The organism is Bacillus sp. GW823-FHT06A10, from assembly GCF_058795375.1.
In genome coordinates, this window is record NZ_JBXAHT010000002.1 from 213,892 (window position 1) to 232,399 (window position 18,508).

An 18,508-nucleotide genomic window follows, 5' to 3' on the forward strand; every position below is an offset into this window, starting at 1 on the left:
AGATTACAATCGCATTGAAAGAAACATGAAATTTTAAAAAAAACTAGGTCAAAAACAAGCCATTACATGGTATGATTAGTACATTGTTAGTTGTTAAATATAGGGGAATTCCCTTTTTATACATAATGCCTTCCATTTCATAAACGGAACGGACAAAAAAAGAGATATAACTAGGAGGCTTTTTTGCATGGATTCTATCCTGACGATCGTTATCATTGTAGTAAGCTCTATTCTAGTGCTGCTCATGATAGAGCTTGTGATAAGAAATCGTTCATATAAAGATATTGAAGCACTGGAGCAGTGGAAACAAGAGATAAAAGATAAACCTGTGGCAGATGAACTAAAACGGGTAAAAGATTTAAACATGACGGGTCAAACAGAAGAACTGTTTGGTAAATGGCGTGAAGAATGGGATGAAATTGTATCAACAACCCTTCCGAAAGCTGACAAAGATTTAGCGCAAGCGCGAAAATTCGCCTCGCAATTCTCCTTCCGAAAAGCAAAGCATGCGATGAACGAATCCATAAGTGGTTTAGATGACGCTGATAATCGTATTACAGGTGTTTTAAATGAATTACAGCAATTGTTAGAAAGCCATGAGAAAAATAGCTCGGAAATTGAAGGGTTACGTGATACATATCGTAGTATGAAAAAGAGTGTTCTTGCTCATAGACATATGTATGGGGCAGCAGAGCAGAAAATCGAAGAGATGCTAGACGCTGAATCTAATAAATTTAAAAGTTTTGAAGAAGCAACAGATAATGGTGACTACTTAAAAGCGAGAGAAATTGTTATTAGTTTAGAAGAAGGTTTAGCTGGTTTAGAAATCATTATTCACCAAATTCCAGATTTATTAGTAGAGTGTCAAGCGACGCTACCAGTTCAACTGGAAGATTTATTACAGGGTCATAATGATATGGTAAGACAAGGTTATGTATTAGAGTATTTGGAAGTCCCTAAAGAAGTTCGTGATATGACGACACAACTAAACACATGTTTAATGGATATACAGGAGCTTCATATAACAGAAGCGGCTGAAAAAGTGGAAGACTTAAAAACTCGTTTAGATGGTTTCTATGATCAACTTGAGCAAGAGGTGCATGCGAGACATTATGTGGAGCAAAAAACACTTTCTGTTTATGAAGACTTAGAAGAAATACGTATCGAAACGATTGAAACGAAAACAGAAACACAACTTGTGAAACAAAGCTATCAATTGCAAGATAAGGATATTGAATCTCAAAAAGTAATTGAAAAGCAAATGCACATTTTAACGAAACGTTTTGAAATGCTACAATTACGCGTTGCTGAACAAGATATTGCCTTCTCTATTATTCGTGAGGAACTAGAAGAGGTTTATGAGCAATGTGAAACGTTAAAAGTACTTCATGCAGAATATAAAGAAATGCTGCAAACGATGCGTAAAGAAGAATTTGAAGCGCGTGAGAAGTTACAAGAAATGCGAAATACTATTTTCGAAACGAAACGCTTTATGCAAAAGTCGAATTTGCCAGGTCTTCCAGAGAGTATTATGGAAGATTTAAAAAGAGGGCAAATGGCAATGCAAGCTGTATATGAACAATTAGAAGTGAAGCCGTTAAATATGAACGCTGTAAATAGCAGTTTAGAAGAAGCATACACAACTGTGAACGGTGTAGCTGAAATGACAGAAGAATTAATTGGACAAGCGTATTTAGTTGAAAAATTAATTCAATACGGTAACCGTTACCGCAGTCATGATGAAAGCCTTGCAGAAAGCTTAAATTATGCGGAGAAATTATTCCGTGAATATCAATACGATGCAGCTTTAGAACAAGCCGCTTCTGTACTAGAGCAACTTGAACCTGGTGTTGTTCAAAAAATAGCTGAATATGTAGACAATGAACAAACCCTTTCATAAAAGGGTTTGTTTTTTTGTGTAATTTTGCAGGCGATGTTGCTATAATGAATAGCGGAATACAGTAAGGTTATTCGTTTCAAAATAAAGTGAAACTGTAATCAGTGGGGGTATCTCACTAATTATTATTATTCACTAATCGGGATAAAACGGAACCTTTGCGTAGTCTTAGCGTAATGACACGTATTTATGATATGATTATATGATGTGATAGCGCTGAAAGGGGAAGAACGATGATCTATTTTGATAATAGTGCGACGACGAAGCCATATCCAGAAGCTCTTCAATCGTACGTGACGGTTGCTGGGAAATATTTTGGTAATCCTTCTTCTATTCATTCGCTTGGAGGAGAGGCAGAGCGTCTATTAACACAATCAAGAACGATTGCAGCGCAGCTTCTTCACGTTAAACCTTCTGAAATTATTTTCACATCAGGTGGAACGGAAGGGAACAACCTTGCGATTAAAGGGATAGCGATGAGGAATCGTTCGCGCGGCAAACATATCATTACAACAAATATTGAACACGCGTCTGTGTTTGAGGCATATAAGCAATTAGAAGAACTCGGATTTGATGTAACATATTTACCGGTTAACGAGCACGGTGTCGTATCGGTAGAGGATGTAAAACGAGCACTTCGTGAAGATACGATTCTTGTGTCAATTATTCATGTGAACAACGAAACTGGAGCAATTCAGCCCGTTGCTGAAATTGGAACGTTATTATCGAATCATCCGAAAATAAGATTCCATGTAGATCATGTACAAGGGATAGGAAAAGTACCGCTTGATTTATATGCTTCTCATATTGATCTTTGCTCAATATCTGGACATAAATTCCACAGTGTAAAAGGAACGGGTCTTCTTTATATACGTGATGGCGTAAGATTAGATCCGATTTTATCAGGTGGTCAACAAGAGCTTAAGTATCGCTCTGGTACAGAGAATTTACCTGGCATTGTAGCGATGGTGAAAGCACTTCGCATGACAATGGAACAAGTGAAAGAAAAGGTAGCTCATTTGCAAAGTTTACAAGTAGAGCTTGTCAGCTTCTTTAAAGAGATGGAAGATGTGACGATTAATACATCGCTTGCATATGCAGCACCGCACATTTTAAATGTATCATTTGTTGGTTTAAAACCAGAAGTAGTCGTTCATGCTTTAGAAGAGCACGGTGTATATGTATCGACGAAGTCTGCTTGTTCTTCAAAAGCAAATGAAGTGAGCAGAGTGTTAGTGTCAATGGGAGTGCCGCATGCAGCAGCTGCAAGCGCTATTCGTATTAGTTTGGCACCAGACAACACGATGGAAGAAGTAAAACAATTTGAAGGTATTGTAAAAGAGACGATGCCAAAATTATATGAAGTGATGAGGTAAAGAAATATGATGACATATGAATATATTTTAGTGCGTTACGGAGAAATGACGACAAAAGGTAAAAACCGTTCTAAATTTGTAAGCACATTAAAAGATAACGTGAAGTTCAAACTGAAAAAGTTCCCAAATATTAAAATTGATGCAACGCATGACCGTATGTACATCCAGTTAAACGGTGAAGATCATGAAGCAATCTCTGAAAGATTGAAAGACGTATTTGGTATTCATAAGTTTAACTTAGCGATGAAAGTACCATCAGAATTAGAAGACATTAAAAAAGGTGCATTAGCAGCGTTCTTACAAGTAAAAGATGATGTGAAAACATTTAAAATTACAGTGCACCGTTCTGATAAGCGCTTCCCAATGAAGACGATGGAGTTACTTCCAGAAATCGGTGGGCACATTTTAGAAAATACAGAGGATATCACAGTAGACGTCCATAATCCAGATGTGAATGTACGTGTAGAAATTCGCAGTGGTTACAGCTATATTATGTGTGGTGAGCACATGGGAGCTGGCGGTTTACCAGTTGGCGTTGGCGGAAAAGTAATGGTACTTCTTTCTGGTGGTATTGATAGCCCAGTAGCAGCGTACTTAACGATGAAACGCGGCGTATCTGTGGAAGCAGTTCACTTCCATAGCCCACCTTTCACAAGTGAGCGTGCAAAACAAAAAGTAATCGATTTAGCACAAGAGTTAACGAAATACTGTAAACGTGTAACGCTTCACCTTATTCCGTTTACAGAAGTGCAAAAAACGATTAATAAAGAAATCCCATCTAGCTATTCAATGACGGTTATGCGCCGTATGATGATGCGTATTACAGAGCAGATTGCTGAGGAGCGTAACGCACTTGCAATCACAACTGGTGAAAGTCTTGGACAAGTAGCAAGCCAAACATTAGATAGCATGCATACGATTAACGAAGTAACAAACTACCCAGTTATTCGTCCGCTTATTACGATGGATAAATTAGAAATTATTAAAATTGCTGAAGAAATCGGCACGTATGATATTTCAATTCGTCCATACGAAGATTGCTGTACAGTATTCACACCAGCTAGCCCGGCGACGAAGCCGAAGCGTGAAAAAGCAAATCGATTTGAAGCGAAATACGATTTCACACCGTTAATCGAAGAAGCTGTAGCGAACAAAGAAACAATGGTATTACAAACGGTTGAAGTAGTGGCGGAAGAAGAAAAATTTGAAGAACTTTTCTAAAACCATAAATTACCATATTTAAAACGTGTATGAAGTCATGTTATTTATCACACTCTATACTCACAAGGAGGTGATATAACATGTCACGTAGCACAAATAAATTAGCGGTTCCTGGTGCTGAATCAGCATTAGACCAAATGAAATACGAAATCGCTCAAGAGTTTGGTGTTCAACTTGGAGCTGATGCAACAGCTCGCGCTAACGGTTCTGTTGGTGGTGAAATCACTAAACGTCTAGTTTCACTAGCTGAGCAACAATTAGGCGGTTACCAAAAATAATCCCATATGATGGCTTAGAAAGAGCGGGTTCTCCCGCTCTTTCTTTTTGTTGTTCATATTAGTATAAATTCATTTCGACAAAAGCATAAAAAAATTGTCAAAAGAAGAGGGTTCAAAATTTACTGAAAATTCTTTATTATATAAGGGAGGCATAAAGAAAAAGGAGGATGTTTATGAAGAGAGAGGAATTGTTGGCACCACCATCTTATAATTTAGTTTCAGAAATAGAGAAATATACAGACGATAAAGAGAAGCTTGCTTTAATTTGGCAAGATGATAAAGGGAATAGACGAGAAGTTACATATTTTGAATTAATGCAAGGGGCAAATAAAATTGGAAACGCTTTTATAAAAAGTGGCTTACAAAAAGGGGACAAGCTCCTTATTATGATGCCGCGTTTAATTGAAGCGTACATGACGTATATCGCTGCGATTAAAGCGGGATTTGTCGTAATTCCAAGTTCGGAAATGTTGCGTAAAAAAGATATTGAATATCGAATTGGACATGGCGAAGTAAAAGCGATAGTAAGCTATGAGCCGTACATTGGACAGTTTGATGATATAGAAGCAATGGAATCCCTTCAAAAATTCGTCCTGAGCGAGCAGTCAGTAGACGGGTGGATCAATTTAAAAACAGCATTAGAAACAGAAAGTGACATGTTAGAAATGGAGAAAACAGATAAAGAAGATATGGTCTTTTTATCTTACACGTCTGGGACGACAGGAAACCCGAAAGGTGTTGTTCATACGCACGCGTGGGCATACGCTCATTTACGTACAAGCGCCCCGAATTGGCTCGGAATTGAAGAGAATGATGTTGTATGGGCAACGGCTAGTCCAGGGTGGCAAAAATGGATTTGGAGCCCGTTTTTAGCAACTCTCGGTTCAGGGGCAACAGGATTTGTGTACAACGGTAAGTTTGAACCGAAAACGTACTTAAATTTATTAGGCGATAATAAGGTGAATGTGCTTTGTTGTACACCGACTGAGTATAGATTAATGGCAAAGGTAGAAGATTTAAGTCAGTACAATTTAGAGGCGTTACATAGCGCTGTATCCGCAGGTGAGCCGTTAAATAGAGAAGTCATTGGAACGTTCCAAAAGCACTTTGATATTACAGTAAGAGACGGCTATGGGCAAACGGAAAATACACTACTTGTTGGTGTAATGAAAGGGATGGATATTAGACCAGGATCAATGGGGAAACCAACGCCAGGTAACCACGTCGATATCGTAAATGAGGAAGGTATTCCAGTTAAAGTAGGTGAAGTTGGTGATATTGCAGTTCACATTGAAACGCCGGCACTCTTTAAACAATATTATAAAGACGATGAGCGTACAGCGATGCAATTCCGCGGTGATTATTATATTACAGGTGATAAAGCGAAGAAAGATGAAGATGGCTACTTCTGGTTTGAAGGACGTGGTGATGATATCATTATTAGCTCTGGTTATACAATCGGGCCGTTTGAAGTAGAGGATGCGCTTGTAAAACATCCTTACGTAAGAGAATGTGCGGTTGTCGCAAGTCCTGATGAAATTCGCGGAAGTGTCGTGAAGGCATTTATCGTATTAAGAGAGAATATAGAAAAGAACGAAGAAACATTAATTCCAACACTCCAACAACACGTCAAAGAACTCACTGCACCATATAAATACCCTCGCAAAATTGAATTTGTAGATGAACTACCAAAAACGATTTCTGGAAAAATTCGCCGTATTGAACTTAGAAAACAAGAGATGGAGATTCCGTCAAAATAATTTTGAAAACAGTGAAGTAAATAGTTGAATGAAATGTAAAACAATGATAATATAAAAACGAACACAAGTTCGATTTTATAAACTTAAAAAAGAGGTGTCCGTATGATTTTAGGTATTAATCCGTACTTAGTTTTAGATGGTAGTGGGCAAGAAGCTGTACAGTTTTATAAAGAGGCTTTAGATGCAAAAGTAGAAGTCATGCAAACTTTTGGTGACATGCCTGAAAATCCAGAATACCCTATTCCAGCTGAAGCGAAAGAGCGCGTTTTACACGCTACTTTAAAAGTTGGTAATACGGATCTTATGATTTCTGATACATTCCCAGGTCAAGGACATGCAATCGGATCTCAAGTAACAATCGCAATTCAAATTAGTAATGCAGAAAAAGCAAAAGAAGTATTCGATAAGTTACAAGAAGGTGGAGAGGTTATGATGCCACTTCAAGAAACATTCTGGAGCCCAGCATACGGACAAGTAAAAGATAAATTTAATATTGAATGGCAAGTTACAACGTCTACTACTGAACAAAAGTAATTTTTAGAAAAGCACCATGTTTTGAAATGGTGCTTTTTTCTATACAATAAAGTAGAGGAGATGAAATATATGGGAGAAATTTGGTACGGCGGCACTATTTACACGATGAAGGAAGAAACTGAAACAGCGGATGCGATTTACGTTGAAAACGGCATAATCGTTGATATTGGGAGTAAAGAAGAGCTAGAAGCCCAATATTCGATGGGGAAATTGTATGATTTAGAAGGAAAAACAATGATCCCAGGTCTCGTTGATAGTCATATGCATCTTATTGGGCATGGAGAGAGATTACTCCGTCTAGATTTATCAAATTGTACATCTTATGGTGAAGTGCTTACTCTTGTTCAGAAGCGAGTGGAAGAAGCTCCAAAGGGCTCTTGGATTATTGGAGAAGGATGGAATGAAAATAACTTTACAGATACGAAAGATGTTCACGCGCGTGATTTAGATGAAATTTCGAAAGAACACCCCATTTTATTAAAGCGAGTTTGTCGTCACGTTACATGGGTGAATTCATACATATTGCAAGAAGCGAACATAACAGAAGCGACGCAAAATCCAAAAGGCGGGAAAATCGGTAGGGATTCATCAAATAAGTTAACGGGACTTTTATATGAACAAGGACAAGAATTAATTAAACATGTTCAGCCTGAAATTGATGAAGCGTATTTACAAAGAGCTTTGCAAACAGCGATTAAAGATTGCTGGAAATACGGACTTGTTGGCGGGCATACGGAAGATTTAAATTACTACGGTGGTTTTAGAAAAACATATAATGCGTTTTCTCACGTTATAAAAGAAATGCCATTTAAAGCACATTTGCTCGTTCACCATGAAGTAGCACATGAACGAAAAGAATATGAAAATGAACATGAACATTATATTGAATTTGGGGCAATGAAAATTTTTTCTGACGGTTCTTTTGGAGGAAGAACAGCATTATTAAGTGAACCGTATGAAGATGCGAAGGAAACAAATGGGGTTGCGATTTTCTCACGTGAAGAACTTGCGGAATTAGTGAAGAAAGCACGAGATTTACATATGCCAGTTGCGATTCATACTATCGGTGATTTATCGCTTGAATATGTCATTGATGCACTCGAATTATATCCACCAGCAAAAGGGTTACGTGACCGCATTATTCATTGTCAGCTTGCTCGTGAAGAGTTGATAGAAAGAATGAAAAACTTGCAAGCCATTATCGATATACAGCCAGTCTTTCTTTCATCAGATTTTCCGTCAGTCATTGAAAAACTGGGAGAACACCGTCTTCGTTATGCGTATGCTTGGAAGACATTACTGGAAGCAGGACTACATTGTAATGGTGGTTCAGATGCTCCTATTGAACAAGTAAATCCGTTTCTAGGCATATATAGCGCTGTTACACGTAGAAGTTTTATTGACGGTGTATGCTATATGCCTGAGGAGAGATTAACGGTTTATGAGGCTGTTTCTTTATTTACAACAGGAAGTGCCTATGCAATCGGAAAAGAAGCGAAACGTGGGCAAATTACAAAAGGATATGAAGCAGACTTTACAATATTAGACCGCAATATTTTTGAAATTGAGGCAGAAGAAATAAAAGAAGTACAAGCAGAAATGACCGTAATAGATGGCCGAGTTGTCTATAGAAAAGATGTGTAAAAATATATCAGCGATTTTCGGAATATATCGACCGTAACTCGAAATATATCAGCGATTATTAAAATATATCGACTTACCGACAAAAACTGACAAGAATAACGGCCGGATAGTAAGAGATTATTGTTCGCGTCAATCGGGGTAAATAAATAACCGCAGAATTATGGAATTCCATAATTCTGCGGTTATTTTAATCCTATAAAAACGTTCTCTGTACTTTTTCCCAGAACGAATTATTTTTTAATTTAACTGTTTTAATTTGTTTATCGCTTAAGCGTACAACAGCTTTTTCCACTTGTTTAATGCTAAGCGCTTCGTTATCCATGCCAATAACAGGATAATCGTTACCGTCTGGTCTTAGTTTTAAAGTTAATGTACGTTCGTGATTTAAAATGAACGGTGAACCGAGCGTACGGTAAGTGTTGTTGTTTAAAGATGCTAGTTCGCTTACTTGGAAACATGGAATAAGTGGGTCAACAACTGCACCATGCAATGATTTATTGTAAGCAGTACTTCCTGTTGGGGTAGAAACTACTAAACCGTCTCCTCTAAATGTTTCGAAATATAAATCATCAACGTGAACATCTACAACGAATGTTTTAATAATGCTAGAACGTAATGAGAACTCATTTAAACAATGGAAAGATGTACTGTGATCTACATCTACCTGAATTGTTGGATATTTTCGCACTTCAATTTCATTTTTTGTAATTTCTTGAAGGGCTGTATCAACGTGATCAATGTGGAAATCGCAGTAGAACGAAGTTTCATCTTTCGTAGAAATCCCTGCGTATAAGCAATCTTCTCTAAAACCAGTTTTACGAACGGCTTGTAAGAAGGTTGCATCATCTCCAACACTGACGATAGCGTTTGCATTTTTTGGATGATCTAATATGGTAAATCCATTCTCTTCTAAAATACGATAGATTGGTTTCATTTTTTCAACGAGCGTTGCTTTGTCATCACCATAAAAGAAAAATAAATTGCGACGATCTGCCATTATGTATCCCTCCACTGCAGTTAAATTTTCTGTTTTTCGTGCTACATATCATTAGAGTCCGTTCCCTGATGATATGTTCAAATAATATATTTCGATACAAATTGTCAAAATACCTTTTTATTTTTAGAAAAATTTTTATATTCAATCTTATGGAACTCTGTTTAATGATGAATAAAGTTGTCGATAATGGGTACGGAGTGAAAGGATGATACGTATGAAGTGGCTCGTAATTGGAATAATAATTCTTCTCCTTTTTATTTTGCTTATACTATTGTCGAAAATATCGCTTAAGGTGACATTTTTATATTCAGAAATGGAAAAGCAATGTTTATTTCAAGTGAAAATATGGATGATTCGATATACATTTGATGTATTGGAAAGAATTGAAAAACAGCAGAAAAAAACAGGACAGAAAATCGAAAAAGCTGAAGAGGACGGCGGACTAGATAATAAAATTATGGCGCAACTTGACAGTATTGGGGAACTGATAAAAAGGCTTCAAAAAGTTCATACTATCGTTAAAGATTTTCTCAAACGAGTGAAAATCAATGGTTGGAAATGGCATACGCAAATTGGAGCAGGCGACGCAGCTAGTACTGGAATTGTCACTGGATATGCATGGGGGACAAAAGGAATGGCTGCTGGAGTTGTCGGACAATATATGCATATTGTCGATGTACCAGAATTTGAAATTACTCCTGTTTTTCAAGGGAAAGGATTTGCATCGAGATGCGAGTTAACAGCATCTTTTCGTATATTTCGTACTATAAAAACAGCGGTGAAATTGCTCATATTTATGAGGCAGCAAAAATCTGGTATGACAGAAAAATCTGTTCAAGCATAGGGGGGATATAGAATGGACCATCCAATTCAAGGTTTAATGACAACCGCAATGCAGCATTTAAAACAAATGACTGATGTAAATACAATTGTTGGTGACCCAATTAAAGCGGCAGATGGAAGTGTAATTCTTACTGTTTCGAAAGTAAGTTTCGGATTTGCTGCTGGTGGAAGTGAATTTGGTAGGGTAGAACATTCAGGCCGTCATCCATTTGGCGGAGGAAGTGGAGGAGGAGTTTCTATTAATCCTGTTGCCTTTCTTGTTATAAATGGAGATGGTGTAAAAGTATTACATTTAGATAAGCAAACGCATGTCATCGATAAAATAATTGAATTAGCGCCACAAGCTGTTGATAAAGTGAAAGAAATGATGGATAAACGAAAAGAAGATGATCCTGAATTTCAAATTTAACGAATAAAGAAGCTAATCAATAGGTTAGCTTCTTTTATTTTTTTGTAAATAAAGCGATTTTATTTGCATTATCGATAGGGACAAACTATCATTTACATTGTACATATTTTGTTTAAATAAGGGAGGATTTTCAAGTGGCAAACGTAACTTTTAAAGGTAATCCAATGACTTTAGTTGGAACAGAAGTTAAAGTTGGCGATCAAGCGCCAAACTTCCAAGTATTAGCAAACGACTTATCTCCAGTAAGTTTAGAAACATACAAAGGCGAAGTAAAATTAATTAGTGTTGTACCTTCAATCGACACAGGTGTGTGTGATGCACAAACACGTCGTTTTAACCAAGATGCAGCAGGTATTGAAAACGCAAAAGTATTAACAATTAGCGCTGATTTACCATTCGCTCAAAAACGCTGGTGTGCAGCAAACGGTTTAGAAAATGTTGTAACACTTTCTGACCACCGTGACCTTTCATTCGGTGAAGCTTACGGCTTAGTAATGAAAGAACTTCGTTTACTTGCTCGTGCAGTATTCGTAGTAGATAGCAACGACAAAGTAGTTTACGTAGAATACGTAGGCGAAGGTACAAGCCATCCAAACTATGAAGCAGCATTAGAAGCAGCTAAATCTGCAAAGTAATGTGAAGGAAATGACCTCTTATAAAGAGGTCGTTTTTTCTCATATATCGCTGCGTAACGGTGCCGATATATGAGAAAAAACGTTATATCATATATAACTTGAGAGGGAGCTCTTTACAGGAGGTCGCTTTTTCTTTTTGGAAAAAATCACTTTGTGGTATGATATAAGTTATGTGTAAAAGAGAGAAGGAGGAATGTACGTGAGTCAGACAGTGGAAACATTATTTTCTATTTTTGATTCTTCTGCGGTAGTTTTACGTAAAGAATTAGATGTGACATATTTAGAGGCGCTTGTAGAAACAGGTGATAACTTGTTTGAGGGAGCGATTTTACAAGAGGAATTATCCGAATCAGCAATTGAAAGGCTGAATCGTGAATATAGTACGTTTAATGAAGAAACATATAAAGGTGAAGAAATTCGTAAAGCATTTCAGTTAGCCATCTTAAAAGGAATGAAAGAAGGCGTACAAGCCAATCATGAAATGACGCCTGATGCAGTTGGGATGTTCATGAGTTACTTATTCCATAAATTTATGCAAGGTCAAAACGAAATTACAGTTTTAGATCCTGCAATTGGAACAGGAAATTTAATGACTACAGTGTTTAATAGCGCCAAAGAAGGACTAACAATGAGTGGATTTGGTGTAGAAGTGGATGAAGTGCTAATTAAACTTGCTTTAGTAAATGCAAATTTACAAAAGCATGCAATCGAATTCTTCCATCAAGATGGACTAGCACCACTTTATATCGATCCAGTTGATGCAGTCGTTTCAGACTTACCGATTGGTTACTATCCAAACGAAATCGGTGCCAGTGAATATAAATTAAAAGCAGATGAAGGAATGTCGTATGCTCATCACTTATTTATTGAACAAAGTGTGAAACATACGAAAGAGGGCGGGTACTTATTCTTCTTAGTACCAAACTTCATTTTTGAAAGTGACCAGGCACCAAAATTACATGCATTTATTAAAGAAACATGCTTTATTCAAGGGTTATTACAGCTTCCTGTTTCCATGTTTAAAAACGAGAAAAATGCAAAAAGTATATTTGTTCTCCAAAAGAAAGGCGCTAATGTAACAATGCCAAAACAGGCGTTATTAGTGGAGTTGCCTAAATTCTCTAACATGAAGGCGATGGAGAACATTATGGATCAATTAAATACTTGGTTTGCAACACATAAATAAAGCTGGGTATATGTAACAGAGTTAGTGATTCATGTAGTACAGTTTTATATAATATGTCATATTTTTAAATATATACTAGATTTAACTGAATTTTTTTGAAATCTGTAATATATATTTTTTCTTGGTGTTACAATTTTTTCACTTGAAATATATGTCGGACGATGTTTAAATTAAAATCGTGAGTATAAAATTTGCTAATGATGAAACGTTTTCATATTTAGTGAATTTGATCAGATAAAATCGAGCGGTTTGTGGAAACATCCACACAACTACCAAGAGAAAAAGGGGCGAAAGACTAGATGTCAAAAATCATCGCGATTAACGCAGGAAGCTCTTCCTTAAAATTCCAATTATTTGAAATGCCAAGTGAAACAGTATTAACAAAAGGTTTAGTAGAACGTATCGGTTTAGAAGATAGTATCTTCACTATTACTGTAGATGGCGAAAAACAAAAAGAAATTACAAACATTCCAGATCACGCAGTAGCAGTTAATATGCTTCTTAAAAAGTTAACTGAAAACGGAATCGTTAAATCTCTAGATGAGATTGGCGGTATCGGTCACCGTGTTGTTCACGGCGGCGAAAAATTTGCTGACTCTGTTTTAATTACTGATGAAGTATTAGCTGATATCGAAGAATTAAGCGATTTAGCACCACTTCATAACCCAGCAAACGTTGTTGGTATTAAAGCATTCCAAGAAGTATTACCAAACGTACCAGCAGTAGCAGTATTCGATACAGCATTCCACCAAACAATGCCGGAATCTGCATTCCTATACAGCCTACCGTATGAGTACTATGAAAAATTCGGCATCCGTAAATACGGTTTCCACGGAACTTCTCATAAATATGTAACTGAGCGTGCGGCTGAATTATTAGGTCGTCCAATTGAAAGCTTAAGCTTACTTTCTTGTCACTTAGGTAACGGTGCAAGTATCGCAGCAGTAGAAGGCGGTAAATCTATCGATACTTCTATGGGCTTCACTCCACTTGCTGGTGTAACAATGGGTACACGTTCTGGTAACCTTGACCCTGCGTTAATTCCATACATCATGGAAAAAACAGGCCAAACAGTAGAAGAAGTAGTTAACGTATTAAACAAGAAGAGTGGTATGTTAGGTCTTACTGGTTACTCTAGTGACCTACGTGACATCATTGCGAAAGAAGAAGAAGGCGACCACCGTGCGAAAGTAGCACTTGATGTATTCGTAAGCCGTATCCACAAATACATCGGTTCTTACACTGCTCGTATGAAAGGTGTAGACGCAATCATCTTCACAGCTGGTGTAGGTGAAAACAGTGCGATTATTCGTGAGCGCGTATTAGAAGGCCTTGAGTACATGGGCGTATACTTTGATGCAAAACGTAATAACGTATTCGGTGAAGAAGCATTCATCAGCTTCCCACACTCTCCAGTAAAAATTATCGTAATTCCAACTGACGAAGAAGTTATGATTGCTCGTGACGTACTACGTCTTGGAGATATTGGTTAATATATGAAAAGAAAGACGAGATCCTATAGGATTTCGTCTTTTTTCTTTTGGATATATTTTAAAACTCCATCCGGATATAATATTTTTTCTTTCTGAATGAATGCCGTAATAGGAATCCATTTCGCATACGCTACTGTTTCCTCATCTTGTATATTTAATATTTTCATTTCATATAGTGACGTGTCTAATAAACGCAAAGAATATAGTTGAATAATTTCATGACCAATGCCCCCATCTAGATGAAAGACATTTTCTAAACAACCTAAATAATTGATGATTTCTATCTCCGTATGAAGCTCTTCTGTAAACTCCCGAATAACAGTATGTGCTGATTTTTCACCCAGTTCAATGGAACCGCCAAGAGGACGATAATATGTTTCGCCTTCTGTATGATATTCTTGTACGAGAAGGCGATCTTGATGTACAGCAAGACCGAAAGCTTTTGCACGTGGATACATATAGAATCACTCCTTATTTGTTTCGTATAAGGACGATTATAATGTATGGTGTGATAAAAGTATCGTGTATTTAAGTGTGTGGTCTAACTGTAATTCCATCAAATAAGTCTTTCCAAAATGCTTCATTGTATTGGTATACATCCATAATAGGACATTTCATAACGCAAGTACGTTGTAATCCCCAATCTTCTTGGGTGATAGTTGGTATATCGGCAGGAATTAGTAATAGGACAGAGAATGTATGTGTAACGATTTGAGATAAAATTTGTTCTAGGGAACATGCTTCTTCATATGTTCCTCCAGTTCGAATAAACAATATGGATTCTGCCGTTTCAATTGTAGTTAGAAAACGATTAATTCGATGTTCATAGTTTAACTTAATTTCTGTATAAGAAGGCCAATAATTTGGTGTGTTTACATCTGTTTTAAAGTCATGACAGGAGTCAATTTCATAAAGGTTGTCCCTTAATCTTAATTTGGCATCATCATCCCAAAATGAGATGAAGGATAGATTTTCGAAATTTAAAAAACGGTCAAATCGATTTTGTAATAATAAATTTACTTTCGTTAATGAAGGACTTAGCATAAAATCAATAACGCCAAAAAATGGTGATAATTCTAATTGATATAATGCCCAAGCAGGCCAACAGTTTTGTCCTAAGCTGAATACTGCGTTATAGTTTTGTTTTAGATTGGATAGATTCATGTGAAGTATCTCATCCTTTTTGCTATTATTTTATGTCACTCATAAAGGGTATGTGAAAAGAGATATACAAGCATATTTGTAAAGAATAAGCAGAAATATGTTACAATAGAAAAAAATCGAACGAGGTGGTTGTTACGATGCGATCGAAGCGAGAACAAGCCATTTTAGACAATATAAAAGAATGGGAAGCGCAATTAGTTGAGCAAGAAGCGACCGATTTTCAAAAAGTGTTTGATAAATGGTTACATACTACAGTTGCGAAATTACCTGAGAAAAAGCGAAAAGAATTCTTCACGAAAGCAGATGGATGGCTCTTTCATTTGCATGCATTTATTCAAAGTTCACAAGCACAGTTAGACGCACGTAATCGGATTTTAGGAACATCGAGATTATTTGATGAATCGATTGAACAGCTTGAAGATTTGAAAGCATTATCTATTGATCAGTTAACATACATAGCAGAGCAGCAAACAGCACGTCATCGTCTATATTCATTTGTGCAAGGCGGGGCGACAGGTGCTGGAGGTTTATTATTATTAACGGCGGATTTTCCGGTTATGATCGCGTTAAATGTGAAGGCAGTCCAACTTATTGCAACATCATTTGGACATGATGTGAACAAGCCATACGAAATGATGCTTGCGTTAAAGGTGTTTCACGCGTCATTACTACCAGGAAGACTTCAGCAATACGCATGGTACAATTTATTGCAAGAGCTGGAACAAGAAGATTCGTTCTTTTATGAAGGAGACGAAGCAGTGTTACAAACAGCTTCTACTGAAGTTGTGTTAAAACAAATTTTGAAGACATTTTCGATTTATGCTCTTCGTCGTAAATTATTCCAAGGTATTCCGGTAATTGGAATGGCAATTGGATCTACAGTGAATTATCGTTTAACAAGAAACGTTACTGAATTTGCAAATAGATTTTATCAAGTGCGCCATATAGTCGAGAAAGAAAAAAGAGCATAAAAAAAAAGCGAGAGGCCGAAGCCTTTCGCTTTTTTAATTTGTTGCATGTTTTTTGGACATTGGAACAGATACTGGCTGCTTTTCTGCTGTTTTTTCTGTTTTTGGATAATAAATTAAATCCAATGTTTTTGCCTGTACGGCAATCGAAAGAATAGTAAAAGCAATTTCTGTCCAATTTAAATAATATAATGAAAGCGCAAGAACAATCGCGTCAAAGACGAAGAAAATTTGCCCAATTGTAAAACGAGTTCGTTTACTTAATACAATTGTTAAAATATCGTCTCCACCGGTTGCACCGCCAAATCGCAATATAAAACCGAGTCCAATACCAGCTAACGCACCGCCAACTACTGCAGCTATAAATAAGTTATTTGATAAATCTACCGTAAATGGAGAATAATTTTCCATAAAGGAATAAAATACTCCGAATGAAATTGAACCTAAGAATGAATAGCCAACCATTTTTCTACCTAAAAATGAAGCACATAGTAAAATAATTGGGATATCCATTAATACAGTTGAAATAGATGGTGAAATATCATAAAAGTTTTGAATGAATAGTGCAATTCCTACAAAGCCACCTTCTGTTAAGTGGTTTTGGAAGTGAATGTGATATAGCGCTGCTGCTAAAATAAATGAACCGATTAAAACCATAAAAATTTCTTTAATAATTTGCCGACTTTGGATGTTCCTCATCGTTATTCCTTCTTTCCGTAGTTAGTAGTCCTTTTTGTGTTGTAAACTAACTACGAGCTCACATGTAGCTTTCAGTTAGTTTACGAAAAAACTAACTACGCTATATGTCGCTGAAGAAATAACGAATAATCCTCTCGTCCATCAATTCTCCCTACCTTCGTTTTAGTTTAAGTCTTAAAACGACTAAACAAAACGTGGAGTAGGATTCGTCATTTAGCAATCCTGCTCTTCTGTGTTTTGTTTAGTTAGTAACAATTAAGTCCTAAACAAAACGCTATGTGTAAGAAGAGTCTTTTTTTTGCCAAATTATCCTTCGGGCAATCATAATTTCCCCACTCTCGTATTTTTTTCGCTAGACTAAAGTATCTGAGCTAAAAAATACGCTACGTGTATGATTCGTCAATACGATGCCACATGCTCCTTCGAGCGATCATGATATCAAAATCCCTTCCTTCAAGATTTATACTATTATATCATACTTTTAAAAAATGTATGCGGATGGAAACCGACAATAAACGGAGGGAATCTACAAAAAATGTTATGTTTAAATATTTTTGTAGAAAAGCCTAAGTTATTTCGGAGGATTGGACAGTTTGTAACGGTTTGTCCAATAAGTAAGAAAAAAAGGGTTTTATTCAGTTGTATTCTTTTCATCACTTTTATCTTTAAAAAACGCATCCCAACTAATCACACTTAAAAAAGTTAAAGCGATAATAATGAAAGCACGCATAAGCTTTAGACCTCCTTTTGTACATAGTATATGAATCATTCGATTCGGAATGTGTCATTTTTTTACAAGTCTTAACTATTATGAGAGCATATTAATATAGATAGATGAAGGGGAGAGTGAAGACATGTTAAAAGATATGTTCAAAAGAAAAGAATTAATATGCGTTTCATGTCAGAAAAAAATTCAATATGAAGAAGAGCTTGTTGCTTTTGTAAAGTTGCCGAAAGAAAGAAGTATATTAGTTGGTCCATTCGATGTATGTTTGGCGAAAACAGCACAAGAAATATATTGTAAATCATGTTACGACAAAAAAGCATGACCCAAAGTAATTGAGGGGCATGCTTTTTTCATTGGTGTGCTTTTCCCTCAGATACATTTTGAGTGAGTCGATACCAAAGCCAAAGGTCATTAATGATGGAAGCAAGATCGGCAATTTCTGAATTTAGTTTACAAGAAACTTCGAAGTCTTCTTCGTTATTTAAATAATGTTGTTTTGTATTAATATAGTGCTCAAGTTCTTTTATACGATCAGGAATTTTCCCGCGAACTTGTTCCCATTTTAGTAAAATAGCATGTTGCATTTTTTTGGGGATTTCTTCCCAGTCTTCTTGTAAATGCGGAATTTCAATTCCTAGATGTTCATCGTATAAGAAATACTTTTCCATAAGTTCACC

Annotated in this window: 19 protein-coding genes; 14 read left to right on the forward strand and 5 right to left on the reverse strand. The window is 36.5% G+C overall.

Going from position 1 to position 18,508, the window contains the following annotated elements; all coding sequences use genetic code 11:
* Positions 1-187 precede the first annotated feature (187 nt).
* The 7 genes from ezrA to AC1Q8M_RS15915 all read left to right on the forward strand — a co-directional run bounded on the left by ezrA (position 188) and on the right by AC1Q8M_RS15915 (position 8,710).
* Positions 188-1,900, forward strand: a complete 1,713-nt coding sequence (ezrA, locus tag AC1Q8M_RS15885) for a septation ring formation regulator EzrA (protein WP_000377315.1) — start codon at positions 188-190, stop codon at positions 1,898-1,900.
* A gap of 230 nt (positions 1,901-2,130) precedes the next feature.
* Positions 2,131-3,273 carry a cysteine desulfurase family protein gene (locus tag AC1Q8M_RS15890; protein ID WP_098855685.1) on the forward strand — a complete coding sequence of 381 codons (1,143 nt, stop codon included), beginning with the start codon at positions 2,131-2,133 and terminating at the stop codon, positions 3,271-3,273.
* A gap of 6 nt (positions 3,274-3,279) precedes the next feature.
* Entirely contained in the window at positions 3,280-4,494 is a 1,215-nt protein-coding gene (gene thiI / locus AC1Q8M_RS15895; protein ID WP_000989274.1) for a tRNA uracil 4-sulfurtransferase ThiI, read from the forward strand.
* An 80-nt stretch (positions 4,495-4,574) separates the two neighbouring features.
* Positions 4,575-4,772 carry an alpha/beta-type small acid-soluble spore protein gene (locus AC1Q8M_RS15900; RefSeq protein ID WP_000091640.1) on the forward strand — a complete coding sequence of 66 codons (198 nt, stop codon included), beginning with the start codon at positions 4,575-4,577 and terminating at the stop codon, positions 4,770-4,772.
* Between the two features lie 173 nt (positions 4,773-4,945).
* A complete protein-coding gene (gene mbcS, locus AC1Q8M_RS15905; protein ID WP_065229434.1) occupies positions 4,946-6,532 on the forward strand; it encodes an acyl-CoA synthetase MbcS in 1,587 nt (528 codons plus the stop codon).
* 102 nt (positions 6,533-6,634) lie between these two features.
* Entirely contained in the window at positions 6,635-7,066 is a 432-nt protein-coding gene (locus tag AC1Q8M_RS15910; RefSeq protein WP_000600352.1) for a VOC family protein, read from the forward strand.
* Positions 7,067-7,135: 69 nt separating this feature from the next.
* Positions 7,136-8,710 (forward strand): amidohydrolase, encoded by a 1,575-nt coding sequence (locus AC1Q8M_RS15915; RefSeq protein WP_098361449.1) that lies wholly within the window; start codon positions 7,136-7,138, stop codon positions 8,708-8,710.
* Positions 8,711-8,903: 193 nt separating this feature from the next.
* On the opposite strand, the gene AC1Q8M_RS15920 is transcribed toward AC1Q8M_RS15915, so the two are convergent.
* Complete coding sequence (locus AC1Q8M_RS15920; RefSeq protein WP_000785186.1) at positions 8,904-9,707, reverse strand: NAD kinase; 804 nt, start codon at positions 9,705-9,707, stop codon at positions 8,904-8,906.
* Positions 9,708-9,912: 205 nt separating this feature from the next.
* Here AC1Q8M_RS15920 and AC1Q8M_RS15925 point away from each other — a divergent pair, with 205 nt between their 5' ends.
* From AC1Q8M_RS15925 to ackA, 5 genes are all read left to right on the forward strand, one after another.
* Positions 9,913-10,551 carry a DUF2953 domain-containing protein gene (locus AC1Q8M_RS15925; RefSeq protein WP_002094156.1) on the forward strand — a complete coding sequence of 213 codons (639 nt, stop codon included), beginning with the start codon at positions 9,913-9,915 and terminating at the stop codon, positions 10,549-10,551.
* 12 nt (positions 10,552-10,563) lie between these two features.
* On the forward strand, positions 10,564-10,959 hold the full coding sequence (gene ytfJ, locus AC1Q8M_RS15930; protein ID WP_000350007.1) for a GerW family sporulation protein: 396 nt from the start codon (positions 10,564-10,566) through the stop codon (positions 10,957-10,959).
* Positions 10,960-11,093: 134 nt separating this feature from the next.
* Positions 11,094-11,594 (forward strand): thiol peroxidase, encoded by a 501-nt coding sequence (tpx, locus tag AC1Q8M_RS15935; protein ID WP_000024527.1) that lies wholly within the window; start codon positions 11,094-11,096, stop codon positions 11,592-11,594.
* Between the two features lie 199 nt (positions 11,595-11,793).
* Positions 11,794-12,780 carry a class I SAM-dependent methyltransferase gene (locus AC1Q8M_RS15940; protein WP_000084363.1) on the forward strand — a complete coding sequence of 329 codons (987 nt, stop codon included), beginning with the start codon at positions 11,794-11,796 and terminating at the stop codon, positions 12,778-12,780.
* 299 nt (positions 12,781-13,079) lie between these two features.
* Complete coding sequence (gene ackA / locus AC1Q8M_RS15945) at positions 13,080-14,273, forward strand: acetate kinase (protein WP_000034575.1); 1,194 nt, start codon at positions 13,080-13,082, stop codon at positions 14,271-14,273.
* 23 nt (positions 14,274-14,296) lie between these two features.
* Here ackA and AC1Q8M_RS15950 read toward each other — a convergent pair whose 3' ends face one another.
* Both AC1Q8M_RS15950 and AC1Q8M_RS15955 read right to left on the reverse strand, forming a co-directional pair.
* On the reverse strand, positions 14,297-14,731 hold the full coding sequence (locus AC1Q8M_RS15950; protein ID WP_016512247.1) for an NUDIX hydrolase: 435 nt from the start codon (positions 14,729-14,731) through the stop codon (positions 14,297-14,299).
* Positions 14,732-14,801: 70 nt separating this feature from the next.
* The gene (locus AC1Q8M_RS15955) at positions 14,802-15,437 is read right to left on the reverse strand and encodes a DUF1796 family putative cysteine peptidase (protein WP_001054296.1); all 636 of its coding nucleotides are present in this window, start codon (positions 15,435-15,437) and stop codon (positions 14,802-14,804) included.
* A gap of 137 nt (positions 15,438-15,574) precedes the next feature.
* Between AC1Q8M_RS15955 and AC1Q8M_RS15960 the strand changes: the two genes are divergently transcribed.
* On the forward strand, positions 15,575-16,408 hold the full coding sequence (locus tag AC1Q8M_RS15960) for an EcsC family protein (protein ID WP_001256853.1): 834 nt from the start codon (positions 15,575-15,577) through the stop codon (positions 16,406-16,408).
* A gap of 33 nt (positions 16,409-16,441) precedes the next feature.
* Here AC1Q8M_RS15960 and AC1Q8M_RS15965 read toward each other — a convergent pair whose 3' ends face one another.
* Complete coding sequence (locus tag AC1Q8M_RS15965; RefSeq protein ID WP_001244515.1) at positions 16,442-17,104, reverse strand: YitT family protein; 663 nt, start codon at positions 17,102-17,104, stop codon at positions 16,442-16,444.
* Between the two features lie 854 nt (positions 17,105-17,958).
* Between AC1Q8M_RS15965 and AC1Q8M_RS15970 the strand changes: the two genes are divergently transcribed.
* A complete protein-coding gene (locus AC1Q8M_RS15970) occupies positions 17,959-18,153 on the forward strand; it encodes a hypothetical protein (protein WP_000910278.1) in 195 nt (64 codons plus the stop codon).
* Positions 18,154-18,181: 28 nt separating this feature from the next.
* Here the strand turns inward: AC1Q8M_RS15970 and AC1Q8M_RS15975 are convergent, their stop codons facing one another.
* The gene (locus AC1Q8M_RS15975) at positions 18,182-18,499 is read right to left on the reverse strand and encodes a radical SAM protein (RefSeq protein ID WP_065229431.1); all 318 of its coding nucleotides are present in this window, start codon (positions 18,497-18,499) and stop codon (positions 18,182-18,184) included.
* Between the last annotated feature and the right edge of the window lie 9 nt (positions 18,500-18,508).

Excerpts from the sequence above, each read along its gene's own strand:
- AC1Q8M_RS15955 (WP_001054296.1), bottom strand. The coding sequence starts at position 15,437 with ATGAATCTATCCAATCTAAAACAAAACTATAACGCAGTATTCAGCTTA.
- thiI (WP_000989274.1), top strand. The coding sequence starts at position 3,280 with ATGATGACATATGAATATATTTTAGTGCGTTACGGAGAAATGACGACA.
- AC1Q8M_RS15965 (WP_001244515.1), bottom strand. The coding sequence starts at position 17,104 with ATGAGGAACATCCAAAGTCGGCAAATTATTAAAGAAATTTTTATGGTT.
- ytfJ (WP_000350007.1), top strand. The coding sequence starts at position 10,564 with ATGGACCATCCAATTCAAGGTTTAATGACAACCGCAATGCAGCATTTA.
- AC1Q8M_RS15920 (WP_000785186.1), bottom strand. The coding sequence starts at position 9,707 with ATGGCAGATCGTCGCAATTTATTTTTCTTTTATGGTGATGACAAAGCA.
- AC1Q8M_RS15915 (WP_098361449.1), top strand. The coding sequence starts at position 7,136 with ATGGGAGAAATTTGGTACGGCGGCACTATTTACACGATGAAGGAAGAA.
- AC1Q8M_RS15975 (WP_065229431.1), bottom strand. The coding sequence starts at position 18,499 with ATGGAAAAGTATTTCTTATACGATGAACATCTAGGAATTGAAATTCCG.
- ezrA (WP_000377315.1), top strand. The coding sequence starts at position 188 with ATGGATTCTATCCTGACGATCGTTATCATTGTAGTAAGCTCTATTCTA.
- mbcS (WP_065229434.1), top strand. The coding sequence starts at position 4,946 with ATGAAGAGAGAGGAATTGTTGGCACCACCATCTTATAATTTAGTTTCA.
- AC1Q8M_RS15960 (WP_001256853.1), top strand. The coding sequence starts at position 15,575 with ATGCGATCGAAGCGAGAACAAGCCATTTTAGACAATATAAAAGAATGG.
- AC1Q8M_RS15925 (WP_002094156.1), top strand. The coding sequence starts at position 9,913 with ATGATACGTATGAAGTGGCTCGTAATTGGAATAATAATTCTTCTCCTT.
- AC1Q8M_RS15890 (WP_098855685.1), top strand. The coding sequence starts at position 2,131 with ATGATCTATTTTGATAATAGTGCGACGACGAAGCCATATCCAGAAGCT.
- AC1Q8M_RS15900 (WP_000091640.1), top strand. The coding sequence starts at position 4,575 with ATGTCACGTAGCACAAATAAATTAGCGGTTCCTGGTGCTGAATCAGCA.
- AC1Q8M_RS15910 (WP_000600352.1), top strand. The coding sequence starts at position 6,635 with ATGATTTTAGGTATTAATCCGTACTTAGTTTTAGATGGTAGTGGGCAA.
- ackA (WP_000034575.1), top strand. The coding sequence starts at position 13,080 with ATGTCAAAAATCATCGCGATTAACGCAGGAAGCTCTTCCTTAAAATTC.
- AC1Q8M_RS15970 (WP_000910278.1), top strand. The coding sequence starts at position 17,959 with ATGTTAAAAGATATGTTCAAAAGAAAAGAATTAATATGCGTTTCATGT.
- AC1Q8M_RS15950 (WP_016512247.1), bottom strand. The coding sequence starts at position 14,731 with ATGTATCCACGTGCAAAAGCTTTCGGTCTTGCTGTACATCAAGATCGC.